Annotated in this window: 9 protein-coding genes; 4 read left to right on the top strand and 5 right to left on the bottom strand. The window is 38.4% G+C overall.

From position 1 onward, the window contains the following. A partial coding sequence (locus tag KO495_RS14835; protein WP_215981188.1) for a transposase occupies positions 1-234 on the bottom strand: 234 nt, incomplete at its 3' end. A gap of 215 nt (positions 235-449) precedes the next feature. On the opposite strand from KO495_RS14835, the gene KO495_RS14830 reads away from it, so the two are divergent. After that, a complete protein-coding gene (locus tag KO495_RS14830; RefSeq protein WP_215981187.1) occupies positions 450-710 on the top strand; it encodes a hypothetical protein in 261 nt (86 codons plus the stop codon). A 269-nt stretch (positions 711-979) separates the two neighbouring features. Here the strand turns inward: KO495_RS14830 and ssb are convergent, their stop codons facing one another. After that, positions 980-1,663, bottom strand: a complete 684-nt coding sequence (gene ssb / locus KO495_RS14825) for a single-stranded DNA-binding protein (protein WP_215981186.1) — start codon at positions 1,661-1,663, stop codon at positions 980-982. A 639-nt stretch (positions 1,664-2,302) separates the two neighbouring features. Between ssb and KO495_RS14820 the strand changes: the two genes are divergently transcribed. Both KO495_RS14820 and KO495_RS14815 read left to right on the top strand, forming a co-directional pair. Continuing rightward, positions 2,303-4,105, top strand: a complete 1,803-nt coding sequence (locus tag KO495_RS14820; protein ID WP_354668390.1) for an autotransporter assembly complex family protein — start codon at positions 2,303-2,305, stop codon at positions 4,103-4,105. Continuing rightward, positions 4,102-7,995 (top strand): translocation/assembly module TamB domain-containing protein, encoded by a 3,894-nt coding sequence (locus KO495_RS14815; RefSeq protein ID WP_215981185.1) that lies wholly within the window; start codon positions 4,102-4,104, stop codon positions 7,993-7,995. Before KO495_RS14820 ends, KO495_RS14815 begins: the two co-directional genes overlap by 4 nt. Before the next feature lie 35 nt (positions 7,996-8,030). On the opposite strand, the gene KO495_RS14810 is transcribed toward KO495_RS14815, so the two are convergent. Then, a complete protein-coding gene (locus tag KO495_RS14810) occupies positions 8,031-8,435 on the bottom strand; it encodes a thioesterase family protein (protein ID WP_215981184.1) in 405 nt (134 codons plus the stop codon). A gap of 554 nt (positions 8,436-8,989) precedes the next feature. Here KO495_RS14810 and KO495_RS14805 point away from each other — a divergent pair. Then, on the top strand, positions 8,990-10,588 hold the full coding sequence (locus tag KO495_RS14805; protein ID WP_215981183.1) for a hypothetical protein: 1,599 nt from the start codon (positions 8,990-8,992) through the stop codon (positions 10,586-10,588). Between the two features lie 73 nt (positions 10,589-10,661). On the opposite strand, the gene pssA is transcribed toward KO495_RS14805, so the two are convergent. Then, complete coding sequence (pssA, locus tag KO495_RS14800; protein ID WP_215981182.1) at positions 10,662-11,981, bottom strand: CDP-diacylglycerol--serine O-phosphatidyltransferase; 1,320 nt, start codon at positions 11,979-11,981, stop codon at positions 10,662-10,664. Between the two features lie 108 nt (positions 11,982-12,089). Then, the gene (locus tag KO495_RS14795) at positions 12,090-14,153 is read right to left on the bottom strand and encodes an NADPH-dependent 2,4-dienoyl-CoA reductase (RefSeq protein WP_215981181.1); all 2,064 of its coding nucleotides are present in this window, start codon (positions 14,151-14,153) and stop codon (positions 12,090-12,092) included. Positions 14,154-14,169: the final 16 nt, after the last annotated feature.

The following is a 14,169-nucleotide window of genomic DNA, read 5'->3' as shown; positions in this document are numbered from 1 at the left end:
TTCTATGCGTTTTTTTAATTCTCGTATTTCAATTTGCTCAGGTGTCATCGGTGAAGCTTTAGGGGCTTTACCTGCACGCTCTTGCTCTAATTGATTTACCCACTTACTGATGGTTGATTTCCCTACATTCATCGCTTGTGCAGCGTCTGCCTGTGTATAACCTTCATCAATAACCAATTGCGCTGTTTCGAGCCTAAACTCTGCGCTATAAGTTGGTCGTTTCTTCTTTGTCATTTGTATCACCTAAGTAGTTATGAGATGCATGATAACATCTCTAATTAGGTGGCCAAATTAACTATGCCACTTCAAAGCAAACGGCCAAGTACTTTTATAGGGAAAAAATAGCTGCTGCATTCGGATTAAATGGAGCCGATCATTGGGGAAGAACCAAGTCTAAGATTCGAGAAGAATTACTTCCAAGAGCAAATCAGTTACTTCAATTAGCTAGCATGAAACGAATATTATCTGAAGCTGAAAAATCTGGAAATACGCTTTGGAGAAGAGGAACTATTCTATCTAAAAACCATGGACGAATTGTTGTACTTCCTTACGAAAAAGAAAATGGTGAGTTCGTTCAAGGTCACACTAAAAATGCACCACATGATGGGAAAGCAAAGCCAAGACACCCTAAAGAATATGTAAACCTTCCATATGAGGTTTTAGAAGATGATCTTATGATTGGACTTTTTGGAGAACTTAAGTATGAGTAATGTTAGTTCCCCCGATAGAAGCTATACTTAATTGTTAATTCCCATTTATATCTAAATAATGATATTTAAGTTTTACTGCTTGATAAGAAACTTAGAATTACCTTGAAAACTTATTAAAGTTTACAAAAACTCAAGGTACGATATAACCAATATTTATGTATAAAAAAACCCACAAAATTTATACTAATATTATGGGCTTTAAGTTTATAACTTTATGCTTTACCTAGGTTTTAAATGAAAAATCATACAAAACTTATCTAGGGTACGTTTCAGAACGGAATATCGTCATCAAAATCAATTGATGGCTCTTGTGGGTTTACTTTAGGTGCTTGCTGCTGTGGTGCAAAGCCTCCACCTTGTTGTGGTTTATTATATGCTTGCTGCTGTGGTGCTGCTTGCTGTTGAAAACCACCTTGCTGTTGTTGAGGTGCAGATTGCTGTTGGTAGCCACCTTGCTGCTGTGGTGCCGCTTGCTGCTGGAAGCCACCTTGTTGTTGAGCCGCAGACTGTTGCTGGAAGCCACCAGACTGTTGAGGGGTAGACTGTTGTTGGAAACCACCACCTTGTTGCTGGAAACCACCGCCAGCTTGTTGACCACCACTTTGTCCGCGACCGTCTAACATTTGCATTACGCCATTAAAGCCTTGCAGTACAATTTCAGTTGTATACTGATCTTGGCCTTGTTGGTTTGTCCATTTACGTGTTTGTAATTGCCCTTCAAGATAAACTTTTGAGCCTTTTTTAAGGTACTCACCTGCAACTTCGGCTAATTTTCCGAACATTACCACACGGTGCCATTCAGTTTTTTCTTTTTGTTCACCTGTTTGTTTATCTTTCCACGAGTCTGACGTAGCCACGGTAATATTCGCTACCGCACCGCCATTTGGCATAAAACGTACCTCAGGATCTTTACCTAAGTTACCAACAATAATTACTTTATTTACACCCGCCATGAAAAATCCTATTGATTGCGCTATCGAGACATTGACTGCTATTCGTCAACTATTACGTTAAATAATAATTAACGACTTCTATTGAAGATACCTGTCTAACAAAATTAGTTTAAGGGGGTAATTCTATAGTGAGATAGGATCAAATTCGAGTGCTTTCTTTGCTAAAAAGTCATTTATTTTAGTCAATAGCATTTATGCTTTTAAAAACAAGCGATATACAAGTGATCAATTAGCGGCTGTTGATCTTTCGAGATTGTTTTTGCAACGAATTATTAGGCATTTATACAAGGCAGAGCCTTTGTAATGTAACGTTACCTAAAAAGGCGATAACACTACCCGAAGGGGTCGGCTAAAAGCGTTTTCCGCTTTGTTGAGCAGTATTTGCTTAGAATGACTAGGTTACACACTACTCGACGCGCTTAAAGCCCTTTTAGCTTGAACAAAAGTTAATCGTGAAAGATCAACAGCTCCTAAGATCTATTTACTAAATTATTAGCGCGTTAGCATAAAGATCACTACTTTATTGTGCTTTTATAGCGTAAGCTTTCACTTATTAATAGTTAAACAGTACATTGATAATTTTTTGAGCACAAAGTACATCAATAACAGCACACTTCATGGTTTCAGGTTTAATATATTGTGACATATTGTAAATTAATACTGGCCTGCCTCTTAGGTTTACTACTTTTTAACAATGTTTACGCTAATAACCTTACCGTTACCCTAAATGGTGAAATGCCTAAAGCGGTTCGTAAAAATATTTACTCTCATTTAGGCCAATTACCTAATACAGATCTAGAGCGCTCTGCTTTTATATACTCAGCAAAAAATAGTACTCGTGATGCTTTAAACGCTTTAGGTTATTATCGTGCAGATATTTCCAGCCAAATAACCTACCTCAATAAACAGGACAAGTCTGCGCCGCAAAAGTTAACGCTGACCATCAACATCGGCAAAGCAACAATTGTTGATAAAGTACATATTATTATTAATGGCGAAGCCTTTAACGACTCAGCTTTTCAAGCACTGCTCACTCAAAAGCCGATTAAACAAGGTGACACCTTAAATCATAGTGTTTATAGCACACTAAAATCAGACATATTATCGCTGGCCTTACGTCGTGGTTATTTCGACGGTAAATTTATTGAACATAAGATAACAATTAAAGATGATCATCAATATGCTGATATTACTTTGCTGTATGAAAGTGGCCCTAGGTATAAGTTTGGTCATGTAAACTTTAACGATTTTGACTTAGAGCCTGCGCTGCTAAAAAGCTTAGTGCCATTTAAACCCGAGCAATATTACAGTGCTAAGGCATTTCACCAATTACAACAGCAATTACAAGCAAGTCAGTATTTTGGTAACATTCTGGCGCTGCCAGGTGAAAAAATTATAGTGCCCGAAAAACATCAGTTTCTGGTACCTATTAACGTGACTGTAACGCCAGCTAAAAGCCACCTATTTGACTTTGGTTTAGGGTACGCCACCGACACATTATTTAGAGTATCAGCAGGTTGGCGCACCCCTAAACTTAATAAATATGGCCATTTTCAAGAAACCCGATTTAAATACTCGTCAGTCAACGCCACCGGTAAATTCATTTACAGCATTCCTATAAGCCACCCGACAAATGATTTATTGCAATTTAAAGTAATGGTTGAAGACGATGAATATGCCGATTTAGATACTAAGTTTCACTCTATTCAAATAGGACGACTGAGCAACAAAAATAACTGGCAACGTGAGCTTTATACACGTTTACATGAAGAAGCATGGCAGTACAACTTAGATGAAAACACACCTAATTTACGCTGGAGTGAAGTCGATAAAGTCAGCTATGTAATTCCAGGCATTACTTGGTCAAGCACCACCCGTGCAGGCTCACCGCTGGATCCAAGTGAAGGATTTAGGCAAACCTACAATATTGAAGGAGCGCATTTACATGCAGGCTCAGACAATAGCTTCTTTCGGGTGCATGGTAAATGGAATTACATAACCACTTTAGCGCCTAAACATAGGCTTGTTACTCGTGCAGAGCTTGGCGCTGTATTTATTGACCGAGATGCACAACTAGCACCATCATTACGTTTTTATGCTGGTGGTGATCAAAGTATTCGTGGTTTTGCTTATCAATCAATTGCTTCAACTATACCTGCATCTTCTGACCCTAATGATAATGAAGAAATAGTGGTTGGTAGTACGCGTTTATTTGTCGCCAGTATTGAATATCAATATTACCTCACTGAAAAGTGGCGTGTAGCCATGTTTTCAGATGGTGGTAGTGCTAATAATAAAGGAGAATTTGAGCCCGTTTACTCTATTGGATCAGGTTTACACTATATGTCGCCTGTTGGCCCTATTAAAATTGATGTTGCGTACGGCATTGACGGTGAAGATAAAAATTGGCGATTACATTTTAGTTTAGGTGCAGAGCTATGACCAAAAGACAACTAAGCTTTAGCATTGCTAAATATGCAACCTTATTACTGTGCTTGTTTACCATTCTCGTTACTACACCGTGGGGCACGCAGTTAACGCTAAGCTTATTAAATAATATTGATGGCTTTGAAGCAGACTATAAAGCAGGGTCACTCGTTAGAGATATTGAGTTAAATTCAATACACCTTAATTTTAGCAACCTTAGTATTGAAGCAACAAATGCTGTCGCCATTATTGATTTTTCCTGTATTTGGCAGAAAAAACTCTGTATAGATTCGCTAAATATTAGTGACTTTACATTAACTCATTGGTCAGACAGCACAACAGACACTAATATCGCTAGCGATAATGTATTAATCACTATGCCGTTTGCTATTGACGCTCCCCAATTAACTATAGCTAATAGCCAAATAACACTGAACAATACACTCATTACAGTCTCACAATTTACCAGTAGCGTAGCGATTAATAACAGCGACTTTGCTATAAATACTCCAAATGCTAAGCAGGTTATCGTCACGCTATTGCAAGACGATATAAGTTTAGCGAATAAAAGCACTATGAATACGGCTCCTAATTCGCTAACAAAAGGCGATGCTTTATCAGCTATTCATAGCAGTATTAGCGACTTACCTGAAGTGCATTTACCCATAGCATTAACGATAAAAGAATTAGCGCTGGTTGAGCTACAAGTAATAAAAAACACAGCTAAAGCGACTAAAACAAAAAGTGAGACACAACAATCGCTACTGTGGCACTCGTATGATCATACCTTAAGCGCGAGCTGGACTCAGCACAACGTAGCTATTGATGCCTTTAGCTTTACAACCCAAGATTATGCTATCAACTCTGCAGCGGCATCATTAACCTTAACAATGCCCTATGAAGTAAATGCTGAATTAACTACACAAATACATCAACTTGAGTTTTGGCCCGAAATAGCAAATTCAGCGCAAACACTTAACATACAAGGTAGCTTAGATAATTTAGCATTAACATTACAAAGCCAAGGCAGTTTAATACTCAACAGCCAAGCACAGCTTAATTTAATACAAGCAGAGCTGCCTTTTACCGTGCAACTCAATGCTGAAAAGCTGCCTTTGCCATTATCTATTACTCAGTCGACACAACCGTCAATAGTAACGCTTAAAGCCTCAGGAGATATAAAGCAACAAGCGCTAACGCTTAATAGTAATATTAATAGCTACGGCTATAACAATGCTGATTTTGCAATAGCCGCAAAACATCAACAAGGCTTAGTCACAATAGAGGAGCTAACTTTTGATGACCAAAAATCTAGCAGCCAACTTAACCTACAAGGTAGTGTTGATACGCGTACTAACATAAGTAATATTGTGCAATGGCAACTCAATGCTAGCTCTACAGGCTTTACGCTACCTGAATTAGACTTAGCCACCTTAGCGCCCGCGGAATTATTATCATCCTTGCCATTTCAACAATTAGCGGGACGAGTAAATGGCCAAATTGATAGCAGTGGCTTAATTAATAATAACCATTGGTATGTATCAATTAACAATACTGAGCTGACCGGTAACATCAACAACAGCCCTCTACTTATTGAGGGTGATATTACTTTGAATAATGAAGGCCATGTATCTTCTGGCGCATTAAAAAGTAGTCATTTACACCTACTTTTTAATGACAGTGAATTAACGCTACAAGCCCAAAAAAGCGATAATTGGCAACTTATCGGTCAATTAACCATTAACAATTTAAACCAATGGCATCATCAAATCCATGGGGCACTACAATCGAAATTTACCGTGCAGGGTGAGCAGAGTAATCCAACGATTAACCTTAACAGTGAACTAGCTCACTTTACCTTTAAGCAGCTCCAAAGTGATAAAATTACGATAAAAGGTGACTACCGTCCTCTTAACTCTCATGAAATACAGCTAAATATCAGTAGCGATAGACTATCGCTTCAGCAAAACAAACAGGACTCAGAGCCTACAGCACTTGCTTTAGAGCAATTTTCCTTCAGCTTAGCTGGTGATATTAATCAACATAAGGTTGATACTTCATGGCAAGGTGATTTAGGCGGAGCGATTACTTTTGAAGGCCAATGGCAGCAAAACCTAAAGCAATGGCGAAGTGAAATAGCGCAAGTGTCTTTTAGTCATCAAGGATTCGTTTGGCAAAATAACCACAGTTTTTCACTCGATATTGACGTCGAAAAACAATTATTCTCACTAGAGAAGCACTGCATTTTAGGCGAAGGACTTAAACTGTGTTTACCACAAAATGCTACCTTAGGTAATACTGGCGATGTTACCTTAAACATCGACATTGATTTAGGCATTATCGACCAATTATTTTTACCTAAAGAAGTACAACTAAAAAGCACGGTAAACGGCATACTCAATGCTACCTGGTCTGCAACTCAAAATTTAAACGCCAGTGGCAACTTTGAATTATCACGCGGTAACATTAAAGTTATTGATGAATATACCGACCAGCAAGTAAGCCAATGGCACCAAGGTAAGTTAACATTTACCATCAACGAAAAACAACTTAATAGCCAGTTTGTATTAAGCAATAAAAATGCCCTAGCACTCCTTAATATGAATACCAAAATGCAGTTTAATGATGACTTCCCTATTAGCGGGAAAATGGCGTTAAATAACTTTAATTTACAGCCTTTTCAATCTTTCAGTGGCGCTATTGTTAGCTTACAAGGTGAATTGTCTGCAGAGTTAGCCATTCATGGTTCACTTCAATCTCCTTTAGTTAGCGGTAATTTACAACTAAACCAAGGTGATTTACTGTTACGCGAAAACCCAAACAAACTGCAAAACATCAACGCTGCAATGCAAATAAAAAACAACATTGCGCAACTAGACGCCAGTTTTGATATTGACAATAACAAAGCCGACATTAACGGTGAACTCGCCTGGCAACAAGGTTTAAGCTTAGATTTAGACCTAAAATCTCCGCAACTTCCCTTAATTTTTCCACCGCAACTAACCATGAAAGTCGCGCCAACTCTTAACTTTAATTTGCATGATAAAGTGCTACTTGTAAGCGGAAAACTCGACGTACTCTCAGGTAATTACAATATTGAAAAGCTTCCTGAGGGTAGCGTCACGTTAAGTGATGATGTCGTTATTGTTGACCAACAAGGCCAAGAACTAACTCAGAAAGCAGCAAGCTTAGATATACAAACAGATATTCAAGTCAATATTGACAAAGCTTTTACAATATCAGGACAAGGCTTAAAAAGTCAGCTATTTGGACAATTACACATTAGCCAAAAAGAGCAAAACCCTCTACAGCTTTTTGGCAGAATACACTCTGACCAAGGAACTTTCCAAGCTTATGGACAACGACTCGCCATTAGCCAAGGCGAGCTAACCTTTAATGGCCCCGTTGAAAATCCTTACGTAAACCTGCGTGCAAGTCGTTATATTAAAAATGAAGATGTTGAAGTAGGCATAACCGTAACTGGCTTAGCTGACACTTTAGAAATGCAATTATTTTCAACACCAAGCATGCAAACATCTGAAATGCTCTCTTACTTGGTACGAGGGCGTAGTTTAGATTCAGGCGGTAATAGCAGTAATAGTGAAGCAGCCACTAATATGCTAATTGGTTTAGGGGTCAGTAGCAGTGAAAGCTTATTTAAAGTAATAGAAGAAATACCACTTATTAGTGATGTTTCTGTTGATACTGAAAGTGATGGCGATACCACACAAGCAACTATTAGCGGTTATATTGGTAACCGCATTTACTTAAAGTATGGTCGCGGCATTGATAAACCTATTAACGAGCTCACCGTGCGAATGTATTTACTTAATCGCCTGTGGTTAGAGGTCGTCAGTGGGTTAGAACACTCAACTGATATTTATTACTCATTTGACATTGAGTAACTCGTTAAGTGCACTTAAAACAACTTTGACTCAGGTTAAGTTAGCTCGGCATTAAAGCGATGTTTAGCCATTGCTTGCAGCACTTGATCTGGTATTTTTTGAGATTTTTTTTGCTCATAATCAAAGTAGACCATAGTGGCCGTACCTGAAGCGCATTTTTTATTCTGCTGCCAAGCTTCTTGGTAAATATCGAATGAACTATTGCCTGTTCGACCTACATAGGTTTTTATAACAACACTTTCCCCATATTGCAGCTCTGCATGAAAATCAACCACAGTGCGCGCTAAAATCAAAGTCCACTTTTTTACCGACAAATCAGGAATAAACCATTGAAAAACTGGGTCTCTTGCACCCTCGAACCATTGCGCAACGACCGTATTATTAATATGCCCTAATGCATCTGTTTCACAAAATCGCGGTTTTATTTTTTCTTCTATCATTATTAAGACTCCAGATAATAACCAACAATCATAGTCAGTTAATCATCAAAGCATATCAAGTAATTTTTCTTCCCTCACCTTTAATAACGACTTTATAACGCTGATTTCACGTGGTCGCAATACCACGACAGAAACATTGAAACGCGGTGAAATTACCATTCTTATTTATCAAAATTAGTTAATTAACTAATTAATGAACCAGCACAACAAAAATAAAAACGAGTAGAAAAACTCAAAATAGCGCAATAAATAATTAACTAAATTTATTAGTTAGCACTATAGTTAAAGAAGTAAGATGAAAATTGCATTGCTGATTTATTAACAGTTCTGTTTTCAGAACAAGGAAGGCTATACTGTTGTTATTAAAAATAAAATCAAATAAACGACTTCTTCTTCACTTCTTTGTGGGTAGTAAAATTGCTCAAGCTAAACACAATTATAAATACCTAAAATATGCCTTGTGTTTAAGCTTAATCGTTTGCGCTCAACTTTCCCTTCAAAGAGTACAAGCTTCACCAGAACCAACAGAGGTAAATGATAGTAGCAGCGCTGTTATGAGCACAAAAGAAGACAGCCTTTCACCAACAAATACCACATTACATGCTAATTCTTCGTTGTGTAATCAACAGCAACCTGAAGTGGTTTTTCAACCACAAACTATTTTTGATGAAAGTGAAGATGGCATCATTTTTTTGCACCGCTGGGCTAACGCAATTCATATTGATACCAAAGTTATGACCTTAGAAAATGAAGCCGCATTCTTTTTAGAAAAGTGCCATAAAACTAGCGCTGATTTAGCTGAATTAGAACGTCATTTACGTAGTCGAAAGTATTTACGTGCGGCAAAGGTGGTTAATGATGAAGCTCAAGACAAAGTTATTGTAACCACATGGGACAATTGGTCGTTACTACCAACCCTAAGCTTTGGTCGTAAAGGTGGTGAAAACACCTATAGTTTTGGTATTAAAGAACGTAATTTTCTCGGTTTAGGGATTGATGCCGAAATAGAGTCATATCAAAATTCACAGCGTTCAGGTTATAAATTAGTCAGTACTATTCCGCTATTTCAAAAACAAAACACAGAGGTAAGCCTTCGCTTTGCGGATAATGATGACGGTACCCAGCGGGCATTATTTTTACAAAAACACTTTGCTGGCTTTCACGTAAAGAGTGCTTACATCGTTGGTTTTGACAGTGAAAAACGGAACGATACCATTTTTCAAAACAGCAAAGATCAAAGTGTTTATACACACGAAATAGAATATAAACAAGCCAGTTATGCTTGGTTGGTTGATAACTCAAAAGCGAGTGTCCTTCGCTATAGTGTTGGTGTCACCCAAGATGAACATATTTTCTCAGCACTTTCGCCTGAAGATGCTAATAAGTTAGATACTCCACCACTAACTACAGTACTCCCTAAAGACAGAGAGTTTATTTACCCTTGGCTTGCGGTTGAATATATTGAGAAAGACTTTAAAGAATTAACAAATGTGCACTTAATATCGCAAATAGAAGACTTCAATCACGGCTGGCAAATTGAGAGTAGCTTAGGGCTTGGTAATGGTAACCAAGACAATGCAGCATGGGCATTATGGCGAATGAACATAAAAAAAGGCTACAACCTCCATGAAGATGGCTTACTGTTATTAGACTTGGTAATGCTAGGTGACATTTATGACGATAAAAACAATCGCTTACTCGCGCAAATAAACGCAGAATACTTTTATCCGTTCAGTAAAAGCTGGGGCTTATATTTAAACAATGTAAATACGTTCAGTACTAATCAATACCTTGATCGCCCTGTCACTATGGGTGGTAATACGGGATTACGTGGCTTTCCACTACAATACCAACATGGCGATAACAGTGTAATTTTAACTTCAGAAATACGTTATTACCCGAATATAAATTTATTTAAGTTATTCGACATAGCAGGCGTAGCTTTTATTGATGGCGGTAGAGCGTTTGGTGACTCTATAGTTGAGAATGCTGAAAAAGGCTGGTTAAGCTCTGTAGGCGTTGGTATACGAGCATATTCACCACATTCAGGGGGTAGTAATAACGTTATTCATATCGACTTTGCTTTTCCACAAAGCAATAACGAGGATATTGATAACTTTGAAATAAGAGTACAAGCCAAGAAATCTTTTTGATGAAATATTAAGGAGTATCAACACGTCAGTATTGGTACTCCTAATTTATAACCTGAACTCAGGTTATAGTTTTTTATAAAAAGCGCTTCAAAATCCGATCTATTTGCGTAAGACGGATTTTTTTCAATAACTTTTGTGGTTTTTCAGGGTAGTCGGTAACAGACTCTATTTCTTCGAATGAATTAATACGTTGAGTATGCACAAGGATGCCAGCAAGTTCATCATTGGTTTTTTGTAATAGAAACTGCTGCTTATCATCAATTAACAAACCGTTTTCTAAATCTAAACCCCAAGCTCTTGGGTTTAAATTACTACCGGTAATTAAATGAAAGCGCTCATCAACACGCAAACCTTTCAAGTGAAAACTATTATCGTCATGTTTCCACAAGTGAATATTTAATAAACCTTTATCAATGAAGTTTTGGTAACGCTTAACAAAACGCTTTAATAACATTTCATAAAGGTAAGGAATAATGCCAATCGTACTGAATTCATTATCGTTAGCGATAAAAAAATCATTCGCGGTTTTGTCACCAACAACTACCGTTAATTTCACCCCACGTTTCAATGATTTAATCACATCACGTGCTAATGAATAAGGTAAGTTAAAATACGGCGTAAACAGCACTACTTCGCGTCGTGCTCGTTGCACCATAGTGCGTGTTGCCATATTTAGTTTATTACCACGGCGACCAAAACCTACAAGAGGTTCAATAGTTAACTTATCATTAATAACCGCAGAATGATCAAAATTTTCTACCTGATACGTCGATTTTTTCAGCTTAACTTTAAGCTCGTTAATAATGTGTTTTTGCTCGATTAAGTCAGGTAGTTCTTGCTGATTAAGTAAAGGAGCTAATTGCGAATCAATAAATTGTTCACTGAGGTACTGGCAAAAGCTGTTAGCTAAAGTTGCGCTATTCACTTGGCAATAACGATCTAACCGATATCGCTGATGTTGATGCAGGTATACATCGTTAATACTGGCGCCGGTATAAAAAAGTTGATCGTCAAAAACCATGCCTTTTAAGTGTAATACACCAAAAACTTCTTTTCGCTTAACGGCAACCCCGTAAACATTAACTTGCTTAGGGTATTGCTGAGCAAGTTTTAAATATAAGGCGCGATTACCTAAACTGGCTTTTTCACCAATTAAACCACGCTGTCCGCGGTTGTAATCGACAAAAATATTAATCACCAATTCTGGATAATTATTTTTCGCTTGATATAGGGCCTGCATTACTTCTCGCCCAGCATCATCATCTTGCAAATATAATGCGGTGATGAAAATACGCTTACGCGACTGTGCTATCAGTGATAACAACTGCTGCTTGTATTGTTTGGGTGTCGAAAAAAATTCAATATCACCGCTATTTACCACGATTTCTTTCACTATAACACTATCTAAATATCTTATTTATATTCAGTATATCAATAATAAACTGGCAAAATATAGACTTTTATAGTGACTTTCACCCTCCATGTTCAATTTAGGTGGAGCTTAGATGATTACTGCCAATTCAGCAGCTTGACGAATTGCTCGTTTTGCATCCAACTCAGCAGCAACATTAGCACCACCAATTAAATGAACCGTGGCACCATGTGCCACTAAACCTTGCTCTAAGTCGCGGTTAGGCTCCTGCCCTGCACAAATAATGATTTGATCAGCTTCAATCAGTTGCTCTACGCCATCAACTTCTATTAGCAAACCTTTTTCAACAACGGCTTTATAGTTAACGCCCGCCAGCATTTTCACTTTATTTTTAGTTAAGTGTGCACGATGAACCCAACCTGACGTTTTACCTAAGCCTTTACCAACTTTTGTTGTTTTACGCTGTAATAGCGTAATCTCACGTATCTCTTTATTACCCTCACCATGACTTACCGTTTTTGCTAACAAGGCTCCGCCGTTATGATAGTTTTTATCAACGCCCCACTCATTAAGCCAGCTATCAAGATTTTCTGTAGTAGACTCAGCTTTATCGTCGCCAATTAAGAAACTCGCCACATCAAAACCAATACCGCCAGCCCCAATAATAGCCACCTTATTGCCTACAGTGGCTTTATCACGAATAACATCGAGATAACTAAGCACTTGCTTGCGTGCTAATCCTGCTTCAATTCCATCAATGGTTAACTGCCTTGGTTTGATACCTGTAGCAAGAATTACTTCGTCAAAACCAGCGGCCTTTAAGTTATCAACACTTTGTTCAACACCTAAGTGTAATGGTATCGCCAGCAATTCAAATTGCTTGTTGAAGTAACGTAATGTTTCATAAAACTCTTCTTTACCAGGGATTTGCTTAGCAATATTAAATTGCCCACCAATTTCGGATAGTTTATCGAATACTTCAACTTGATGACCGCGCTGGGTTGCGTAAACACTAAAAGCAAGTCCTGCAGGCCCAGCACCAATAACTGCCAGCTTTTTACTTTTACTAACTTTATTAAGTACTAGCTCGGTTTCATAACACGCCATTGGGTTCACTAAACAAGAAGCGCGTTTTTGTTGAAAAACGTGATCTAAACACGCCTGGTTGCAGCCAATACAGGTATTAATCTCGTTTGATTTATTTTGTGCGGCTTTATTGACAAAGTCAGCATCGGCAAGAAAAGGGCGTGCCATCGATACCATATCAGCTTGTCCAGATGACAATATTTTCTCAGCAACTTCTGGCGTGTTAATACGGTTCGTCGTAATCAGCGGAATTGTCACTTCTTTTTTCATTTTTTCAGTAACCCAGCTAAAAGCTGCACGAGGCACAGAGGTTACTATGGTTGGCACCCTAGATTCATGCCAGCCGATACCAGTATTTATAATGGTTGCACCAGCTTTTTCAACCGCTTTCGCCATCATCACCACTTCATCCCAACTATTGCCACCTTCAACTAAATCGAGCATTGAAAGTCGGAAAATAATGATAAATTGTTCTCCAACCTTGCTGCGTACCGCTTTAATAGTTTCAATGGCCAAGCGCATACGGTTTTCAATAGAGCCGCCCCACTCGTCTTCGCGTTTATTCGTTCGGGTACAAGCAAATTGATTGATTAAATACCCTTCAGAGCCCATTATTTCAACACCGTCATAACCTGCTTTAGCTGCCAACTTGGCCGCGTAAGCATAATCTTTAATGGTGCCGTTGATTTGTCTTACCGACATTGCTTTAGGTGTAAATGGCGTAATGGGGGATTTAACTTTACTTGGAGCAACACTAAAAGGGTGATAAGCATATCGCCCTGTATGAAGCAGTTGTAAACAGATCTTTGTTGGGTACTCATGCACCGCAGCGGTTACTTGCTGATGCTTTTTAACTTGCCAAAAGTGACTTAATTCACTGCCAAATGGAGCAATTCTTCCACGCATATTTGGGCTAACGCCACCAGTAACAATAAGCCCGACCCCTCCTTTAGCCCGAGCTTGATAAAAAGCCGCCAGCTTAGCAAAGCCACCGCGCTCTTCTTCAAGTCCAGTGTGCATTGAGCCCATTAACACTCGGTTGCTTAGTTGCGTAAAGCCTAAGTCTAGTGGTGTTAGTAAATGCGGAAAAGGTGAAGCTGTATTCATGGGAACCACCAATTGG

This window comes from Colwellia sp. D2M02, from assembly GCF_018860755.1.
In the GTDB taxonomy this organism is placed as follows: Bacteria; Pseudomonadota; Gammaproteobacteria; order Enterobacterales; family Alteromonadaceae; genus Colwellia; species Colwellia asteriadis.
Note: the sequence above shows the minus strand (reverse complement) of the source record. Positions and strands in the feature narration are given on the sequence as shown.

Bases quoted from the DNA above. Each gene is read 5' to 3' on its own strand.
- KO495_RS14830 (WP_215981187.1), top strand. From the start codon at position 450: ATGAAACGAATATTATCTGAAGCTGAAAAATCTGGAAATACGCTTTGG.
- ssb (WP_215981186.1), bottom strand. From the start codon at position 1,663: ATGGCGGGTGTAAATAAAGTAATTATTGTTGGTAACTTAGGTAAAGAT.
- KO495_RS14815 (WP_215981185.1), top strand. From the start codon at position 4,102: ATGACCAAAAGACAACTAAGCTTTAGCATTGCTAAATATGCAACCTTA.
- KO495_RS14810 (WP_215981184.1), bottom strand. From the start codon at position 8,435: ATGATAGAAGAAAAAATAAAACCGCGATTTTGTGAAACAGATGCATTA.
- KO495_RS14805 (WP_215981183.1), top strand. From the start codon at position 8,990: ATGAGCACAAAAGAAGACAGCCTTTCACCAACAAATACCACATTACAT.
- KO495_RS14795 (WP_215981181.1), bottom strand. From the start codon at position 14,153: ATGAATACAGCTTCACCTTTTCCGCATTTACTAACACCACTAGACTTA.